At 68.6% G+C, this 16,958-nt stretch carries 19 protein-coding genes; 7 read left to right on the forward strand and 12 right to left on the reverse strand.

Features of this window, described 5'->3' with window-relative positions:
* Positions 1-567: acyl-CoA dehydrogenase family protein (locus tag AC6RA4_RS04655; protein WP_500157864.1), on the forward strand; the 567-nt coding region annotated here is incomplete at its 5' end.
* 266 nt (positions 568-833) lie between these two features.
* On the opposite strand, the gene glpK is transcribed toward AC6RA4_RS04655, so the two are convergent.
* On the reverse strand, positions 834-2,318 hold the full coding sequence (glpK, locus tag AC6RA4_RS04660) for a glycerol kinase GlpK (protein ID WP_500157866.1): 1,485 nt from the start codon (positions 2,316-2,318) through the stop codon (positions 834-836).
* Positions 2,319-2,390: 72 nt separating this feature from the next.
* Complete coding sequence (glpD, locus tag AC6RA4_RS04665; RefSeq protein WP_500157868.1) at positions 2,391-3,989, reverse strand: glycerol-3-phosphate dehydrogenase; 1,599 nt, start codon at positions 3,987-3,989, stop codon at positions 2,391-2,393.
* Positions 3,990-4,267: 278 nt separating this feature from the next.
* Here glpD and AC6RA4_RS04670 point away from each other — a divergent pair, with 278 nt between their 5' ends.
* The 4 genes from AC6RA4_RS04670 to AC6RA4_RS04685 all read left to right on the forward strand — a co-directional run bounded on the left by AC6RA4_RS04670 (position 4,268) and on the right by AC6RA4_RS04685 (position 7,546).
* Positions 4,268-5,035, forward strand: coding sequence for a DeoR/GlpR family DNA-binding transcription regulator (locus tag AC6RA4_RS04670; protein ID WP_500157870.1), 768 nt, complete (start codon positions 4,268-4,270; stop codon positions 5,033-5,035).
* Positions 5,036-5,152: 117 nt separating this feature from the next.
* On the forward strand, positions 5,153-5,986 hold the full coding sequence (gene lepB / locus AC6RA4_RS04675; RefSeq protein ID WP_500157872.1) for a signal peptidase I: 834 nt from the start codon (positions 5,153-5,155) through the stop codon (positions 5,984-5,986).
* A complete protein-coding gene (gene rnc / locus AC6RA4_RS04680; protein WP_500157874.1) occupies positions 5,983-6,666 on the forward strand; it encodes a ribonuclease III in 684 nt (227 codons plus the stop codon). The genes lepB and rnc overlap by 4 nt, the downstream gene beginning before the upstream one ends.
* A 19-nt stretch (positions 6,667-6,685) precedes the next feature.
* Positions 6,686-7,546, forward strand: coding sequence for a DMT family transporter (locus AC6RA4_RS04685; RefSeq protein ID WP_500157924.1), 861 nt, complete (start codon positions 6,686-6,688; stop codon positions 7,544-7,546).
* Here the strand turns inward: AC6RA4_RS04685 and AC6RA4_RS04690 are convergent, their stop codons facing one another.
* Positions 7,547-7,831 carry a hypothetical protein gene (locus AC6RA4_RS04690; RefSeq protein ID WP_500157877.1) on the reverse strand — a complete coding sequence of 95 codons (285 nt, stop codon included), beginning with the start codon at positions 7,829-7,831 and terminating at the stop codon, positions 7,547-7,549.
* 139 nt (positions 7,832-7,970) lie between these two features.
* On the opposite strand from AC6RA4_RS04690, the gene era reads away from it, so the two are divergent.
* Positions 7,971-8,876, forward strand: coding sequence for a GTPase Era (gene era / locus AC6RA4_RS04695; RefSeq protein WP_500157879.1), 906 nt, complete (start codon positions 7,971-7,973; stop codon positions 8,874-8,876).
* A 4-nt stretch (positions 8,877-8,880) separates the two neighbouring features.
* On the forward strand, positions 8,881-9,213 hold the full coding sequence (locus AC6RA4_RS04700; protein ID WP_500157882.1) for a DUF1491 family protein: 333 nt from the start codon (positions 8,881-8,883) through the stop codon (positions 9,211-9,213).
* A gap of 24 nt (positions 9,214-9,237) precedes the next feature.
* On the opposite strand, the gene hypE is transcribed toward AC6RA4_RS04700, so the two are convergent.
* Genes hypE through AC6RA4_RS04745 form a run of 9 tightly spaced genes read right to left on the reverse strand, consistent with a single transcriptional unit; the run spans position 9,238 to position 16,951 of the window.
* A complete protein-coding gene (gene hypE / locus AC6RA4_RS04705; protein WP_500157884.1) occupies positions 9,238-10,281 on the reverse strand; it encodes a hydrogenase expression/formation protein HypE in 1,044 nt (347 codons plus the stop codon).
* Positions 10,278-11,420, reverse strand: a complete 1,143-nt coding sequence (gene hypD, locus AC6RA4_RS04710) for a hydrogenase formation protein HypD (RefSeq protein ID WP_500157886.1) — start codon at positions 11,418-11,420, stop codon at positions 10,278-10,280. Before hypD ends, hypE begins: the two co-directional genes overlap by 4 nt.
* Positions 11,417-11,725, reverse strand: a complete 309-nt coding sequence (locus AC6RA4_RS04715; RefSeq protein ID WP_500157888.1) for a HypC/HybG/HupF family hydrogenase formation chaperone — start codon at positions 11,723-11,725, stop codon at positions 11,417-11,419. The genes hypD and AC6RA4_RS04715 overlap by 4 nt, the downstream gene beginning before the upstream one ends.
* A 3-nt stretch (positions 11,726-11,728) precedes the next feature.
* Positions 11,729-13,219, reverse strand: a complete 1,491-nt coding sequence (locus AC6RA4_RS04720; RefSeq protein WP_207076223.1) for a sigma-54-dependent transcriptional regulator — start codon at positions 13,217-13,219, stop codon at positions 11,729-11,731.
* 5 nt (positions 13,220-13,224) lie between these two features.
* Positions 13,225-14,082: a hydrogenase nickel incorporation protein HypB gene (gene hypB, locus AC6RA4_RS04725; protein WP_500157890.1), complete on the reverse strand. Its 858-nt coding sequence runs from the start codon at positions 14,080-14,082 to the stop codon at positions 13,225-13,227.
* Positions 14,082-14,423, reverse strand: coding sequence for a hydrogenase maturation nickel metallochaperone HypA (hypA, locus tag AC6RA4_RS04730; RefSeq protein ID WP_500157892.1), 342 nt, complete (start codon positions 14,421-14,423; stop codon positions 14,082-14,084). The genes hypB and hypA overlap by 1 nt, the downstream gene beginning before the upstream one ends.
* On the reverse strand, positions 14,416-15,309 hold the full coding sequence (locus AC6RA4_RS04735; protein WP_500157894.1) for a hydrogenase expression/formation protein HupK: 894 nt from the start codon (positions 15,307-15,309) through the stop codon (positions 14,416-14,418). The genes hypA and AC6RA4_RS04735 overlap by 8 nt, the downstream gene beginning before the upstream one ends.
* Positions 15,309-16,127 (reverse strand): [NiFe]-hydrogenase assembly chaperone HybE, encoded by an 819-nt coding sequence (gene hybE / locus AC6RA4_RS04740; RefSeq protein ID WP_500157896.1) that lies wholly within the window; start codon positions 16,125-16,127, stop codon positions 15,309-15,311. Before hybE ends, AC6RA4_RS04735 begins: the two co-directional genes overlap by 1 nt.
* Positions 16,124-16,951 carry a hydrogenase expression/formation protein gene (locus tag AC6RA4_RS04745; RefSeq protein WP_500157898.1) on the reverse strand — a complete coding sequence of 276 codons (828 nt, stop codon included), beginning with the start codon at positions 16,949-16,951 and terminating at the stop codon, positions 16,124-16,126. The genes hybE and AC6RA4_RS04745 overlap by 4 nt, the downstream gene beginning before the upstream one ends.
* Positions 16,952-16,958 lie beyond the last annotated feature (7 nt).

The raw sequence follows: 16,958 nt of genomic DNA on the forward strand, positions 1-16,958 counted from the left end.
GGCATGACCGGCGGCGAGATCGAGGTGCTGGGCTACCGCGGCATGAAGGAATACGAGCTCGGCTTCGACGGCTTCAAGGTCAAGGGCGAGAACCTTCTGGGCGGCGAGGAGGGCAAGGGCTTCAAGCAGCTCATGGAGACCTTCGAGAGCGCCCGCATCCAGACCGCGGCCCGCGCCATCGGCGTGGCGCAGGCGGCGCTCGACGTCGGCATGCGCTATGCCGAGGAGCGCAAGCAGTTCGGCAAGTCGCTGATCGCCTTCCCGCGGGTGTCGGGCAAGCTCGCGATGATGGCGGTGGAGATCATGATCGCCCGCCAGCTCACCTACTTCTCGGCCCGCGAGAAGGACGAGGGCATCCGCTGCGATCTCGAGGCCGGCATGGCCAAGCTGCTCGGCGCCCGCGTGGCCTGGGCCAACGCCGACAACGCGCTGCAGATCCACGGCGGCAACGGCTTTGCGCTGGAATACACCGTGAGCCGCATCCTCTGCGACGCCCGCATCCTCAACATCTTCGAGGGTGCCGCCGAGATCCAGGCGCAGGTGATTGCGCGGCGCCTGCTGGGCTGAGCGCTCAGGCCGAGGCTGGAACAGGAAGGGCGGTGACTTCGGTCGCCGCCCTTCTCGATTCATTGCGCCATCTCCGGCGGCGCCGTGTCAGCGGCAGCCCGCGGGATGGCGATCCGACGTTTGAGCCTCTCGATTTATCCCGGCCAAGTCCGAAGGACCTCGACACCCGTCACCCGACCCAACCAGATCGCCAGCCCGGTGGGGCGGGCTGCCGATGGCGCGGCGGCGCGTTCCGCGCCTTGTCCCGCGCCAAGAGCCTGCCCCCCTCAGAACCCCTGCGCCGCTTCCACCGCGCGCTTCCACGCGGCGTATTTGCCCTTGCGCAGATCGTTTTCCATACCGGGCTCGAACTGCCGCTCGAGCGCCCAGCTCTCGGCAAATTCCTCCATCCCCGGATAGATCCCGGCGCGCTGTCCGGCGAGCCAGGCCGCGCCCATCGCGGTGGTCTCGAGCACCTGCGGCCGGTCCACCGGCGCGCCGGTGATGTCGGCGAGGAACTGCATGGCGAAGTCGCTGGCGCTCATCCCGCCATCGACACGCAAGGCCGCCTCATCGGCGCCTTTCCAGTCCGCATGCATCGCATCGAGCAGGTCGCGGGTCTGGTAGCCGACGCTTTCCAGCGCCGCGCGGGCGAACTCCGCCGGGCCGCTGTTGCGGGTCATGCCGAACATCGCGCCGCGGCACTCGGCGTTCCAGTAAGGCGCGCCGAGCCCGGTGAAGGCCGGCACCAGCACCAGATCCTGCGCGGGGTCGGCGGCCTCGGCCAGCGGCTGGGTCTCGCTGGCATGGCGGATGATCTTGATGCCGTCGCGCAGCCACTGCACCACCGCCCCGGCGATGAAGATCGAGCCCTCGAGCGCATAGGTGCGCTTGCCGTCGAGCTGGTAGGCGATGGTCGAGAGCAGCCGGTTCTGCGACCGCACCAGCTCTTCACCGGTGTTGAGCAGCGCAAAGCAGCCGGTGCCGTAGGTGGATTTCAGCATCCCGGGCCGGAAGCAGGCCTGCCCGATGGTCGCCGCCTGCTGATCGCCCGCCACGCCGAGGATCGGGATCTCGGCACCGAAGAGATCCGCCCGCGCCATGCCGAAATCGGCGGCGCAATCCTTGACCTCGGGCAGCATCGACATCGGGATGCCCAGCATCTCGCACATGGTCGAGGACCAGCGCCCCTTGCTGATGTCGTAGAGCATGGTGCGCGCCGCGTTGGTGGCGTCGGTCACGTGCACATGGCCCGCGGTCATGTTCCAGATCAGCCAGCTGTCGACGGTGCCGAAGGCCAGCTCTCCGGCCTCGGCCCGGGCCCGCGCGCCGTCGACATTGTCGAGGATCCACGCCACCTTGGTGGCCGAGAAATAGGGATCGAGCAGCAGGCCGGTCTTTTCCGTCGCCACCGCCTCGTGGCCCTCGGCCTTCAGGCCCTTGCAGAACTCCGAGGTGCGCCGGTCCTGCCAGACGATGGCGTTGTGGATCGGGCGGCCGGTCTTGCGGTCCCAGACCAGCGTGGTCTCGCGCTGGTTGGTGATGCCGATCCCGGCGATGTCGGCGGCGCGCACGCCGGCCTTTTCCATCACCCCCCGGCAGGTCGCCGCCGTGGTGGTCCAGAGATCCGAGCAATCATGCTCGACCCAGCCCGAAGCCGGGTAGTGCTGCGGAAACTCCTCCTGCACCGATGCCGCGATGTTCAGATCCTTATCAAACAGGATCGCGCGACTCGATGTCGTGCCCTGATCGATTGCGAGAATATAGCCCATATCTCCCCCCTCCGGTCTTTCCCTAGCGGCGATGCTGCCGCTCAATCTGTTGCGGGGGCGGCCCCCGTCGAGTCAGCCGACGCTTCGGTCGACGCGACGATGGCCCGCCCGCATGTAATCCTCCAGCGCCGCGACCTGCGCCTCGCTCTGGCGCAGCCCGAGCTTGCTCCTCCGCCACAGCACGTCCTCCGCCGTGCGAGCGTATTCGTGATCCATCAGCCAGTCGACCTCGGCGCCGGTGAGATCGCCGCCGAACATCGGGCCGAGCGCCTCCGCGTCCCGGGCCTCGCCAAGGATCTTGCGCGCCTCGGTGCCGTAATGCTTCACCAGCCGCCGGGCCCAGCGCTCGCTGAGGAACGGGTAGGAGCGCTGCAGCCCCGAGATCTGCGCCGGCACGCCGTCGACCGGGAAATCCCCGCCCGGCAGGGTGACCCCGGCGGTCCAGGGCCCGCTCACGCCGGGCAGGTTCTCGGCGATCTTCTCGAGCGCGCTCTCGGCGAGGCGGCGATAGGTGGTGATCTTGCCGCCGAACACGTTGAGTAGCGGCGCGCCGCCCGCGCCCTCGACCTTGATCGTGTAGTCGCGCGTCGCCGCCGTGGCGCTGCTGGCGCCGTCATCGTAGAGCGGGCGCACGCCGGAATAGGTCCAGACCACGTCCTCGGCGGTGATCTCCTGCTTGAAGTAGCGGTTGGCGAAATCGATCAGGTATTGCTGCTCTTCCGGGCTGCAATCGGGGCGCTTGTCGGGATCGAGATGCTCGGCATCGGTGGTGCCGATCAGGGTGAAATCCTCCTCGTAAGGAATGGCGAAGATGATCCGCCCGTCGGTGCCCTGGAAGAAGTAGCACTTGTCGTGATCGTAGAGGCGGCGCGTCACGATATGCGAGCCGCGCACCAGCCGAACGCCCTCCTTGACGTTGAGATGCACCTTCTCGTGGATGATGTCGCCGACCCACGGGCCGCCGGCATTGACCAGCATCTTCGCGTAATGGGTCGCCGTCTCGCCGGTCTGGGTGTCCTGCACATCGACCCGCCAGAGATCGCCCTCTCGCGCCGCCGAGAGCACCTTGGTGCGGGTCATGATCTTGGCCCCCCGCGCCTCGGCGTCGCGGGCGTTGAGCACCACGAGGCGGGAATCCTGCACCCAGCAGTCGGAATACTCGTAGGCGGTCTCGAACCGGTCCTCGAGCGGCGCGCCCTCCGGCGTGCCCCTGAGCGAGAGGGTGGAGGTGCCCGGCAGGATCTTCCGACCGCCAAGGTGGTCGTACATGAAAAGGCCCAGCCGGATCAGCCAGGCCGGGCGGCGCCCCTTCATCCACGGCATGAAGGTGGTGAGCAGCTTCGAGGTCGGCGTGTCGCTCTCGAAGCGCATCGAGGGGTGGTAAGGCAGCACGAAACGCATCGGCCAGCTGATATGCGGCATGGCGCGCAGCAGGACCTCGCGCTCGATCAGCGCCTCGCGCACGAGGCGGAACTCGAAATACTCGAGATAGCGCAACCCGCCGTGGAACAGCTTGGTCGAGGCCGAGGAGGTCGCCGAGGCGAGGTCGTTCATCTCGGCCAGCCGGACCGAGAGGCCGCGCCCGGCCGCATCCCGGGCGATGCCGCAGCCGTTGATGCCGCCGCCGATGATGAAGAGATCCGTCGCCTCACGCGTCTGCTGGTCTGCCATGGCCTTGTCCTTGCTGCGATCTGCGTGACCACCGTATGCCGAAACCGCGCCCCACTCGCAAGCTCAACGCTTTCGCTTTCTTTCGTTTCCATCAGTTCGGCAAATAACCGCGCCTGATCGGTGGATTCCCGGGCACTACTTCAGCCGCGCCCCTCGCTCTGAGATAAAATTCGGTACCCAGACACCTCATCCCCGCGATCAGGCAGCGCATCCGACGCATGGCGCTTGATTGCGGGACCGTGTAATGACACGGTTGCGAACAAAAACGAAAGCACCGCATGTCGAACTCTTTTCGTCACCCGGAAATCCTCGAGATCGCGCGCCGCGACGGCAAGGTCAGCGTCGAGCTGCTGGCGCAGCATTTCGGGGTGACCCTGCAGACCATCCGTCGCGACCTCTCGGATCTTGCCGAGGCGGGTCAGCTCGAACGGGTGCATGGCGGTGCGGTGCTGCCCTCGGGAACGGTCAATATCGGCTACGAGGAGCGTCGCGAGCTCAACCCCGCCGCCAAGAGCGCCATCGCGCGGGCCTGCGCCGAGCAGATCCCCGACGACATCTCGCTGTTCCTCAACATCGGAACCAGCACCGAGGCGGTGGCGCGGCAGCTGCTCACCCACCGCAACCTGCTGGTGGTGACCAACAACATGAACGTCGCCAACATCCTCGCCGGCAATCCCGATTGCGAGGTCATCGTCACCGGCGGCAACCTTCGGCGCTCGGATGGCGGGCTGGTCGGCAACCTTGCCGCCGGGACCATCGGGCAGTTCAAGTTCGACCTCGCGGTGATCGGCTGCTCGGCGCTCGACGCCGAGGGCGACCTGCTGGATTTCGACATCCAGGAGGTCGGCGTGAGCCAGGCCATCCTGCGCCAGTCGCGGCGCACCTTCCTCGTCGCCGACGCCTCCAAGCGCACCCGCAGCGCGCCCGCGCGCATCGCCTCGCTGAGCCAGATCGACACGCTGTTCACCGATGCCCCGCTGCCCCCGGCGCTGTCGCAGCGATGCGGCGACTGGGACACCAAGATCGTCGTCACCGCGCCGACCTGAGCCCGCCCCGACCTCACGTTTGCGGGACGTGGCGCCGCACTCCCCGGACGGCTGCCTTGACACTCCATCGCCTGCCGCCCATGAAGCCGGGGTCAGACGGCGCGAAAGGCATGTTTCATGGCAAAAGAGAAAGAAACCGGCGGCTTCCTCGAGACCGTCAAGACGATCGTCTACGCCCTGCTCATCGCGGGCGTGTTCCGGACGTTGTTCTTTCAGCCCTTCTGGATTCCCTCCGGCTCGATGAAGGACACGCTGCTGATCGGCGACTTCCTCTTCGTCAACAAGATGAGCTACGGCTATTCCTACGCCTCCTGCCCGTCGATCCGCCTGCCCGTGGTCGGGCTCGACATCGACGCCAAGGATATCTGCGGCTGGCTCGGCGACGACAACGGCCGGATCTTCGGCTCCGAGCCCGAGCGTGGCGATATCGCCGTCTTCCGTCACCCCGTCACCGGGCGCGACTTCATCAAGCGCGTGATCGGCATGCCGGGCGACCGGGTGCAGGTCACCAACGGCCTGCTCTACATCAACGACGAGCCGGTCCAGGTCGAGCGCAACGGCACCTTCACCGAGACCGCCGAGCCGCAGGGCCCGCAGCAGCTGCGTCCGCGCTGCGAGAACGGCCCGGTGGGCACCGGCGGCGTCTGCGAGAAATCGCGCTGGACCGAGACCCTGCCCAACGGCAAGTCGCATGACATCCTCAACATCGCGATGCAGGGCTCGGACAACACCCGCGTCTACACCGTGCCCGAGGGCCATTACTTCATGATGGGCGACAACCGCGACAACTCCTCCGACAGCCGCGTGCCCAGCGCCGCCGGCGGCGTCGGCTTCGTGCCGTTCGAGAACCTGATCGGCAAGGCCAACCGCGTCGTCTTCTCGTCCTCCGGCCGCTCGATGCTGTTCTTCTGGACGTGGCGCGGCGACCGCTTCTTCCACAAACTGCAATGAAGCGGTCTGCCGAGATCATCGCGCTCGAAGAGCGTCTCGGCCACCGCTTCGACCGGCCCGAGCTGCTGCGCCGTGCGCTGACCCATTCCTCGATGTCGGCCCCGGGCCGCGAGGACAACCAGCGGCTCGAGTTCCTCGGCGACCGGGTGCTCGGCCTCGTCATGGCCGAGGCGCTTCTGGCCGATGACCGCGCAGCCTCGGAAGGCCAGCTCGCCCCCCGCTTCAACGCGCTGGTGCGCAAGGAAACCTGCGCCGACGTGGCGCGCGAGATCGATCTCGGCGCCGCGCTGAAGCTCGGCCGCTCCGAGATGATGTCCGGTGGCCGCCGCAAAATGGCGCTGCTGGGCGACGCGATGGAGGCGGTGATCGCGGCGGTCTATCTCGACGCGGGCTTTGACGCCGCCAAGGAGCTGGTGCGCCGGCTCTGGGGTGAGCGGGTCTCGCGCGTCGACGAGGATGCGCGCGACGCCAAGACCTCGCTGCAGGAATGGGCGCAGGCGCGCGCCATGCCGCCCCCCGCCTATGTCGAGGTCGGACGCTCCGGCCCGGATCACGCCCCGGTCTTCACCATCGAGGCACGGCTGGCCTCCGGCGAGACGGCGCAGGCCACCGCCGGTGCCAAGCGCAAGGCCGAGCAGGAGGCCGCCGCCGCCCTGCTCGCCAAGGTGACGGGTGGCTGAGCGCGACGCCTCGGGCAATATGCTGGGCGCGCTGTTCATGTGCGCCGCCATGACGCTTTTCGCCATCGAGGACGCACTCTTCAAATCGGTCGCCCCGGCGCTGCCGCCCGGCGAGGCGACGCTGATCTTCGGCCTCACCGGCACCACGATCTACATCCTGCTGACCCTACGTGCCCGCGAGCCGGTGCTGCACCCGGCGATCCTGCGCCCGAGCCTGATGATCCGGACCTTCTTTGAGATCGTGGGGCGTTTGTTCTTCGCCCTGTCGCTGGCCTACACGCCGCTCGCCGTGACCTCGTCGATCCTGCAGGCGGCGCCCTTGGTGGTCACCGCCGGCGCGGCCCTGCTGCTGGGAGAAAAGGTCGGCCCGCGGCGCTGGATCGCTATGGCGGTGGGCTTCATGGGCGTGCTGATGATCCTGCGCCCGACGCCCGACGCCTTCCGCCCCGACGCGCTGCTGGCCGTTGCCGGCATGATCGGCTTCGCGATGCGCGATCTCTACACCCGCGCCAGCCCGCCCGCGGTCTCGACCAACCAACTGGGCGTGCTGGGCTTTGCGGTGATCATCGTGGCTGGCCTCATCATGCTGCCCTTCGATCCCGCCCCGCCCCGCCTGCCGACGGGCACGGAATTGGGGCGGCTGCTTTTGACCGGTGTGGTGGGCGTCACCGCCTACACGGCGCTGACCCGGGCGATGCGCACCGGAGAGGTCTCGGTGGTGGCGCCGTTCCGCTATTCGCGGCTGCTGGTCGCGCTGACCTTCGCCTTCATGTTCTTCGGCGAACGCCCGGATCTCTGGACCCTCGCCGGAGGGATGCTCATCGTGGTCAGCGGGGTCTACACGCTCCTGCGCAGCGGCAAGCCCCGCCGAGCGGCCTGATCAGAGCTTTTCGCAGCTGACCTCGATGGCGGCGTCGCGGCGCGTGCCGCCGAGCGACTCCTGTGCCAGCGCGATGGCCTGCGCGTTCTTCGCCTTCCAGCGCTTCGCCTGGCTCTGGCACTCGCCAAGGGGAACGCCCTGCTCGCTGCCCTTGAGCGGCGAGTCGCGGTAGCTGCCATCCCCCTGCAGGGCGTGGATCGTCGGGACGTAGAGGGTCTCGGCGCTTGCCATCGTGGCCAGCCCGATCGTCATCAGGGCCAAAGCTGCCGCCTGCACCTGTCGCATCGAAATCTCCTTGCGAGTCGCTCTGAAACAAGCCCTGCGGGATATAGGGCAGAGTGTCTTCCCTTACAGCACAGCGATCTATGGCTCTTTGGTCAAAAAACGATTATGTGATGCGGATCATTCCCCAACGGACCAGCCAATGACCACACGCGCCGGATTTGTCGCCCTGATCGGAGAGCCCAACGCGGGCAAGTCCACCCTCACCAACCGTATGGTGGGGGCCAAGGTGAGCATCGTGACCCACAAGGTGCAGACCACCCGCGCCCGCATCCGCGGCGTCGCGATGGAGAGCGAAAGCCAGCTTGTCTTCGTCGACACGCCGGGCCTGTTCAAACCGCGCCGCCGGCTCGACCGCGCCATGGTCGCCGCTGCGTGGGGCGGGGCGGCGGATGCCGACATCATCGTGCTGCTGGTCGAGGCCCATCGCGGCATCACCGAGGGCGTCGAGCGCATCCTCGAGGGGCTGGCCGACCTGCCCAAGGGCCGCACCGTGGCGCTGGCGATCAACAAGATCGACCGCGTCGAGGCGCCCGTGCTGTTGAAGCTGACGCAGGATCTCAACGAGCGTTATACCTTCGCCAAGACCTTCATGATCTCGGCCGAGCGCGGCCACGGTGTAAAGGACCTGCGCGAATGGCTCGCGGGCGAGCTGCCCGAGAGCCCGTGGCTCTATCCCGAGGACCAGATCGCCGACCTGCCGATGCGGATGATCGCCGCCGAGATGACGCGCGAGAAGCTGACCCTGCGCCTGCATCAGGAGCTGCCCTATCAGCTCACCGTCGAGACCGAGAACTGGGAAGAGCGCCCCGACGGCTCGGCCCGCATCGATCAGGTGATCTACGTCATGCGCGACGGTCACAAGGGCATCGTGCTCGGCCGCAAGGGCGAGACGGTGAAGGCCATCGGTCAGGCCGCCCGCGCCGAGATCGAGGAATTCCTCGGCCGCAAGGTGCACCTCTTCCTGCAGGTGAAGGTGCGCGAGAACTGGCTCGAGGAAGCCGAGCGTTATTCCGAGATGGGGCTCGACTTCAAGGACGGCAACTGACCCCGTGGCCCGTCTGACCACGCGGTTCTGGGTCGACGCCTATCTCGCAAGGCTGTCGTTCCAGAACATCCCCGCCTACGTGACCGCCCATGGAGACGACCATGCCGGCGCGGTGCTGGTGAAGCTCGCGACGCTTGATGGCAAGGCGCGGGCCTTCACCCGCGGCTTCGACCTGATGACCGGCGCCCGGCAATGGACCGAGCTCGCCTCGGGCGACGAGCGCGAGGTCGATGCCAGCATCGCGAAGCAGCGCAGTTTCGACCCGGATCTCTGGGTGATCGAGGTCGAGGACCGACAAGGCCGCCACCTGCTCGACGAGGACGGCCTGTCGGACTGAAAAGCGCCGCGCCGCCCTGCGCGCTCAGCAGATCCGCGGCAGCTGCTCTCCGACCAGCATGTCGACGATCCGCGTGCCCCCGAAGGCCGACCGCATCCGCACCGGGACGCTGCCCTTCTCGACCGCCCGTCCGACGATCACCGCCTCGCGCCCAGCAGGCAGCGAGCGCATCGCGGCCAGCGCCGCCTCGGCCTCGGCCTCGGGCACGAAGAGCACCAGCGCGCCCTCGTTCGCGAGGTAGAGCGGGTCAAGCCCGAGGATCTCGCACATGCCCTTGACCTCCGGGCGCAACGGCAGCGCCGCCTCGTCGAGCTCCACCGACACCCCCGCCGCCTCGGCCATCTCGTTGAGCGCCGAAGCCAGCCCTCCGCGCGTCGCATCCCGCGCCGCGCGCAGGTTGGGGCAGGCCTCAGCCACGGCGGCCATCAGGTGCCCCAGTGCCTGACAGTCCGACTGCAGCGGCGCCGACAGCGCCAAATCGCCCCGCGCCGCGAGGATCGTCGCGCCGTGATCGCCCAGCACGCCGTTGACGATGGCCACGTCGCCGGGCCGGATATGCACCGCACCGAGATCGCGCCCCGCCGGGATCACGCCCACGCCCGAGGTGGTGATGAACACCGTGTCGCAGGAGCCCTTCTCGACCACCTTGGTGTCGCCGGTGACGATTCTGACCCCCGCCGCCTCGGCCTCGCGCGCCATGCTGGCGACGATGCGGCGCAGAAGCGCGATCTCGCAGCCCTCCTCGATGATGAACGAGGCCGAGAGCCAGAGCGGCTCGGCCCCACCCACCGCAAGGTCGTTGACCGTGCCGCAGACCGCGAGCTTGCCGATGTCGCCGCCGGGAAACTCCACCGGGGTGACCACGTAGCTGTCGGTGGTGAAGGCCAGCCGTGCGCCCATCTCCTGCAGCGCGTCATGCATGAGCCGGGCCTGATCTTCGCCGCTTTCGGGCTGGAAGACCCCGGTGAAGACCTCTTCGATCAGGTCGCGCATGGCGCGTCCGCCGCCGCCATGGGCCAGCGTGACACGGTCGCCGCGCAGGCGGGAGGGTTTGGAGGCCATGTTCATTCCGCCGGCTCCATCACCCGTGCGCCGCCATAGGTCCAGTAGGCGGCGCAGGCGCCCTCGGACGACACCATCAGCGCGCCAAGCGGCGTGTCGGGGGTGCAGCCACGGCCGAATTGCGGGCAGGCGGTCGGCTTGATCCGCCCCGTCATCACCGCGCCGCAGGCGCAGCCCTCGGGCTCCTCGACCTTTTTCCGCCCGACCGCGTAGCCGATGCCGAACTTCTCCTCTGCGTCCCACGCCCGATAGGCCGCGCGGATACGCAGGCCGGAGGCGTCGATCTCGCCAAGGCCCCGCCATTCGAACGACGGCCGCTCCTCGTAGACATCGGCGATGGCCGCCAGCGAGACCGGGTTGCCATGCTCGGGCACCACGCGGGCATACTGGTTTTCCACCTCGGCGCGGCCGTCGCGGATCTGCTCCAGCACCATGAGCACCGATTGCAGCAGGTCGAGCGGCTCGAACCCGGCCACGGCGATGGGCTTGCCGTAATCGCGGGCGATGAAATCGTAGGGATGAATGCCGATCACCATAGAAACATGGCCCGGCCCGACGAAGCCTTCGAGCCTCATATGTGGATCGTCGAGCAGCGCCTTGATCGGCGGCGGCACGGTGATGTGGTTGCAGAACACGCTGAAATTCGCGATCTCCTCGCGCGCCGCCTGCTGCAGGGTCAGCGCGGTCGAGGGCGTGGTGGTCTCGAAGCCGAGGCCGAAGAACACCACCTCGCGGTCGGGGTTGCGCCGCGCCAGCTCCAAAGCGTCGAGCGGCGAGTAGACCATGCGGATATCGCAGCCATCGGCCTTGGCCTGCATCAGCGACTTGCGCGAGCCCGGCACCCGCATGGCATCTCCGAAGGTGGTGAAGATGACGCCCGGACGCTCGGCGATCTCGACGCATTCGTCGACCCGGCTCATCGGCAGGACGCAGACCGGACAGCCGGGGCCGTGGATGAACTCGATGCCCTGATGCACCAGCTTGTCGAGCCCGTAGCGGAAGATCGCGTGGGTGTGGCCGCCGCAGATCTCCATGATGCGGACGGGCGCGTCGCGGGTGGCGCCGATCTCGTCCGCGACGCGAGCGATGGCCGCCAGCACGCCCTTGGCGGCCTTGGGATCGCGGAATTCCTCGACATATCTCATTGTGCCGCCTCCACCTTGGCGGGCTCGTCAAAGGCCCGTGCGCCCTCTTCCATCGCCTCGAGCGCCTCCTGCGCCTCGCCGAGGCCGCGCAGCGCCTCGAGCGTCTCGGCGGCCTCGTGTTCGTCGATCACCGCCATGGCGAAGCCCACGTGGATCAGCACCCATTCGCCCACCAGGTCCGCGAGCGGACGGTCGGCGACCGGGGCGAGGCTCACCTCTCGCTTGACCCCGGAAACATCGGCCATCGCCATCAGGCGGGATGGGTCGGTGATCTCGGTGATCTGGCCGGGAATGCCCAGACACATGGCTCAGTCCTCCTCCGATACGGACGCGTGCGGCTCGATGCCGTAGCGGTCCAGCTTTGCCCGAAGCCCGACGCGGCTGAGCCCGAGCTCTGCCGCCGCCTTCGACTTGTTCCATTTCAGCCGGGTCAGCGTCTCGCCGAGGATGCGCATCTCCATCAGCTCGACGCGTTCCTTCAGCGTGCCTTCCAGCGTGCAGAGATCAGTGCCGCTCGCCGGCAGCTCGGCGCCCTCGGCGCGCTCGCCGTGATTGCCCGCCTGCAGGATGTGGCGCGAGATTAGCTCAGGCCCCAGCGTCATGTCCTGCGCGAGGATCAGCATCCGGGTCACCTCGTTGCGCAGCTCGGGCAGGTTGCCCGGCCAGTCATAGCTCTCGAGGAAGGCCAGCGCCGGGCGGGCGATGCCGCGCACCGGCTTGCCGTGCAGCTCGGCCGCCTCGTGCAACATGCGCTCGGCCAGCAGCGGGATGTCGGGGACGCGACTGCGCAGCGCCGGGATCGCCAGCTCGGTGACCGCCATCTCGAAGAACAGGTCGCTGCGGAACTGGCCGCGCTGGATCATCGCCCGCAGGTCGCGATGGGTGCCGAAGAGCAGCCGCGCGCCGCTCTGCAGGGTCTCGTGCCCGCCCACCGGCTGAAAGCTGCCCTCGGTCACGAGGTGCAGGAGCTGCAGCTGCATCGCCGGGCTCAGCGCATCGACGCCGTTGAGGAACAGCGTCCCCCGGTCGGCCTTCTGCAGCAGTCCCGCCCGCGCCTGCACCGCGCCGGGCACCGCGCCGCGCTTGGCGCCGAAGAGCTCGGCGGCGAGCACCTCGTCGGACATGCCGGCGCAGTTGAGCTTGTAGAACGGCCGGTCGGCGCGCAGCGAGCCGTAGTGCATGGCGCGGGCCAGATCGCCCTTGCCGGTGCCGGCCTCGCCGGTGATCAGCACCGGAACCTCGAAGCTGGCATATTGCCGGGCCAGCGCGATGGTCGGGTTGAGCGGGCTGCCGGTGCCGCGCAGCACCTTGTCGAACCCCGCCGCCTCCTGCGCCTGCTGGCGCCGGGCCTGCATCTTCTGGGTCGCGGTGTTGCCGAGGTAGCGCATCTCGAGGCTCATGCGCTCGTGCTCGCGGCTCAGCTCGAAGAGCCTTGCCGCGTTGCGCACCGCCATCAGGAACTGCTCGGGATGCCAGGGCTTGGTGATGAACTGGTAGATCCCCGCCTTGTTGATGGCGTCGATCATGTCCGAGCTCTCGGTGTAGCCGGTGACGATGATGCGCACCGTCTCGGGCCAGCGGTCGCGCACGTCCGACAGCAGCTCGACCCCGGTGCGGCCGGGCATGCGCTGATCGGAGACCACCACCTGCACCCAGTTCTCCTCGAGCAGGCGCCACGCCGCCTCGGCGTCGGTGGCCTCGAGCACGTTGAAATCGTCCTCCAGCGCCATGCGCATGGAGGCGACCGAGAACGGCTCGTCATCGACGACCAGAACGGTGGGAAGCGTGCCGCCCGACATCCCTCTTACTCCGCCGCCTGCGCGCGGCGCTTGGCGAGCGCCTCGCTGCGCAGCCAGCCGATCCACTGCTCGAGCCCCTCCCCAGTGCGGGCCGAGACCCGGATCACCTCGATGGTGGGGTTCACCCGGCGCAGGTTGGCCTCGTAGAGGTCGAGATCGACATCGCAATGCGGCGCAAGATCGACCTTGTTCAGCAGCGCGATGCGCGCGGCGGTGAACATGTCAGGGTATTTCAGCGGCTTGTCCTCGCCCTCGGTGACCGACAGGATCGCCACCTTGGCATCTTCGCCAAGATCGAAGGCGGCGGGGCAGACGAGGTTGCCGACGTTCTCGATGAACAGCGTGGCCTCGTCGTGCAGGTGCAGGTGGTCGAGCGCATGGCCGACCATGTGGCCGTCGAGATGGCAGCCCTTGCCGGTGTTGACCTGCACCGCGGGCGCCCCGGTCTCGCGGATGCGGTCGGCATCGTTGCTGGTCTGCTGGTCACCCTCGATGACGGCGACATCGCCCCCCATGGCGCGGATGGTGGCGCAGAGCAGCGTGGTCTTGCCCGAGCCCGGCGAGGAGACGAGATTGACCGCGAAGACCCCCTGCCGCGCCAGCCGGGCACGGTTGGCCGCGGCGTAGCGGTCGTTTTCCGACAGGATGCCGGTCTCGATCTCGATCAGCCGCTCCTGGCTCATGTTGCCCACCGCGACGCCGGCGGCGCCGGTGCCGAAATGGATGTCGCCATGGGCGCCGTGATGGTGGTGGTGGCCATGTCCATGCGCGTGGTCATGGGCGTGGTCATGCGTATGCCCCGCGCCGTGATCGTGCGAATGCCCTTCCACCGTGCTGCCGCTGCAGCCGCAAACCGTGCACATCAGATGACCTCCATATCCTTGATTCTCATCTCGTCGCCCCCGTCGGGCATCAGCTTTCCGCCGCCGCATTTCGGGCAGGGATCGAGCCGGTGGGCGATCTCCACCGTCTCCATGCAGTCATAGCAGAGCGCGCGGCCCGGCAGGTCGATCATCTCGAGCGCCGCCCCCTCGGCCTTGGAGCCGCGCATGACGATCTCCCAGGCAAACTCCAGCGCCGGCTTCTCGACCCCGGCGAAGCGGCCGATCTCGAGCCGAACGCGGGTGACGCGCTGGATCTCCGGCGCGGCGGCGGCCTGATCGACGACCCGGCGGATGCCTTCGCAGAGCGACATTTCATGCATCCCGCACCTCCCGCAGCCGCACCGGGCTGCACGGGTCGAGAATGTCGAGCAGCAGCGCCCCGAGACCGGATTTCTCCGCCGGCAGCGTGGCGAGACAGCGCGCGAGGATGCCGTCACGCGCCAGCAGCGCATCGGTGGGGGTGACGCGGTCGAAGCCGGTGACGTGGCCGTTTTCCACTTCCATATGAATGGCATAGGCCCCACGCGCGGCAGGCACAAGCGCCCGGCCGGGCGTGGCCTCGAGCGCCGGGAGACGGCCAAGGACGGCGGCCTCGATATCGTAGAGCCGGGCGGTGGCGCGCCAGAGCGGGCCGCGCCCGTGGCTGGCCTCGAGCGCCCGCATCACCGGGTGCGCAAGGTGGCGCGCGGCGACCGAGTTCTCGCAGGCGGCACGCTGCCAGATGGTCCCGGCCTCCGGCTCGGGCAGCGCTTCGGCCACCGCCTCGCCGGGGGCGAAGAGCTGCCCGATGCGGGCCAGCGGCGCGGCGACGGGGTGGACGCTCGCGAGGAAGGCCCGAAACGCCGCCGGCGTCGCAGGCGCCGCGGCGGCAGGGCCGAAGAGCGCCGCGAGAATCGCCCGCCCGCCGGCGCGCCAGTCCTCTGGCAGCGGCTGCGGCGCGAGGCCGAGCAGGGTCGGCCAGGTGGCGTGCAGCTTGAGAAGGTGATCGCGCAGCACATCCTGCGCGATTTCGGCGGCGGCGGCCCTGGCATCGACCCGCCCCAGCGCGGCCGAGACCGCCGCCGCCTGCGCCCCGCGGCAGAGGTTGAAGAGGCGGGGGAGAATCGCCTCGACCTCGTCGACCGGCTTGCCCAGCACCAGCCGCGCGACCGGGAGGCCGGGGGCGGGCTGGGCGACAAGCCGGGTTGCGGGGCGCGTGTCCAGCATCAGCCTGCGCCTTGTTCCTGCACGTCCGGCAGGTCTTGAGACAGACCGCCAGTGATCACCGCGCGGCGCGAGGGGGCCGCGTCGAGCGCCGCCTCCTCGGCCTCTTGCGAGCCCTCTTCGGCGGCGGCCAGCTCGGCCTCGCGGGAGGCGCGGATCTCGACGGCGCGGTCGGTCTCGGCGCGGTGCTCCTTCTGGAACAGCGCCACCATCACGGCGCGGGCGACATCGGTCGCATCCTTCTGGCGGGTGAACTCGTGCATCGGCGAGAACAGCGAGCAGGCCTTGTAGCCCCCCGTCAGCTCGCGGCTGTTGTGGATGAACTCGTAGTCACCAGAGGGGAAGGAGATCACCTCCTTCTCGCCAGCCGTGAGCCCCGACCAGTCCTGCCCGGCATCGGGCAGCAGCACGAGGTTCATGAACCACGGGCTGACCAGCACGCCGAGCAGACAGTCGCCGTGCTTCTGGAAGTCGATGGCCTCGACCTGCAGCGCCTTGTTGACGATCGGCACGTCGCGCATCTTGGCGTTGTAGACCTCGCGGAAATCCGCCACCAGCCGATCGGTCACCGCGCGGATGCGGGTGGCCTCGAGCAAGTCCGCCGCGCCGGGATCCTCCAGCACCATGAACTGCTCCTTGGGCCCCGAGCAGTTCGGGCAGGACCAGTCCTCCGGCAGGGCGTGGAACGGCGTGCCCGGTTCGACCTGACGGGTGTCGTCGCCCTCGGCCGGATCGTAGGGCGTCCAGCAGATCTTGCACTCCATGATCGCCTGATCCGAAATCCGGTCATTGGCGCCGAGATAGCTGCCCTCGAAGCTCATGTGATCGCCTCCAGCACTTCGCGCAGGCGCTCGGCGCTGTCGCTGAGATCCTCGGCCGCGGCGATGGCGACCTCGGGCATGTCGGTGACCTCGAAGGTGTCGAGGATGAGCTGGTCCATCGAGTTGTAGAACTGCACCCGCCAGACATGCGGCAGCGCCGTCGCGGTGACCCGGCAATTGCCGTAGCCGCGCGACAGGATGTCGGTGGAGCCGATACCCAGCCGCGCGTCGAGCCAGGCGAGATCGCCCTCGGTGTGCGGCAGCAGGGTGAGGTTGACCACGTGCAGCTCGCCGCTCGCCGTGTAGCCGGCGCTCTTGTCCTGCAGCTCGACCAGCAGCGCGGGGGCGTTGACCACGCCGGTGCCGGGGGCGTTGGCATCGCCCGGGCGGAACGGCTCGAAGGCGCGGGCGCGGGCATCGGAGGGCACGCTCGCCACCTCGATGGCGTCGAGCCCTGCGCCGTGCAGCACCCAGATGCCGGCAAACACCGATTCCTGCGCCCGGACCGAGGGCAGGCCGCGGATCTTCATCGCCACTTCGCCCTCGCCCATGGTCTCGGCGATCAGGCGACGGTTGGGCGCGTCGAGCATGGCGAGATCGAAGGTCACCGAACCGCCATGGGCCGCGACGCGGTCGGCGGCTTCGGCCACCCGCGCCAGCAGCGTCATCGCCGGGGCCAGCCCGCCGGTATCCTCGACATCGGGGATGTGGACCGAGAAGGTGCGCATGTCCTGCGGCAGGGGCATGTATTCCAGCTCGGCCTCGTCCTCGGGCTGCGAGCCGGGGCCGTAGCCCACGGGCGGCATGTGGAAATTGTTGACCATCTTGTCC

Source organism: Salipiger sp. (genome assembly GCF_059781815.1).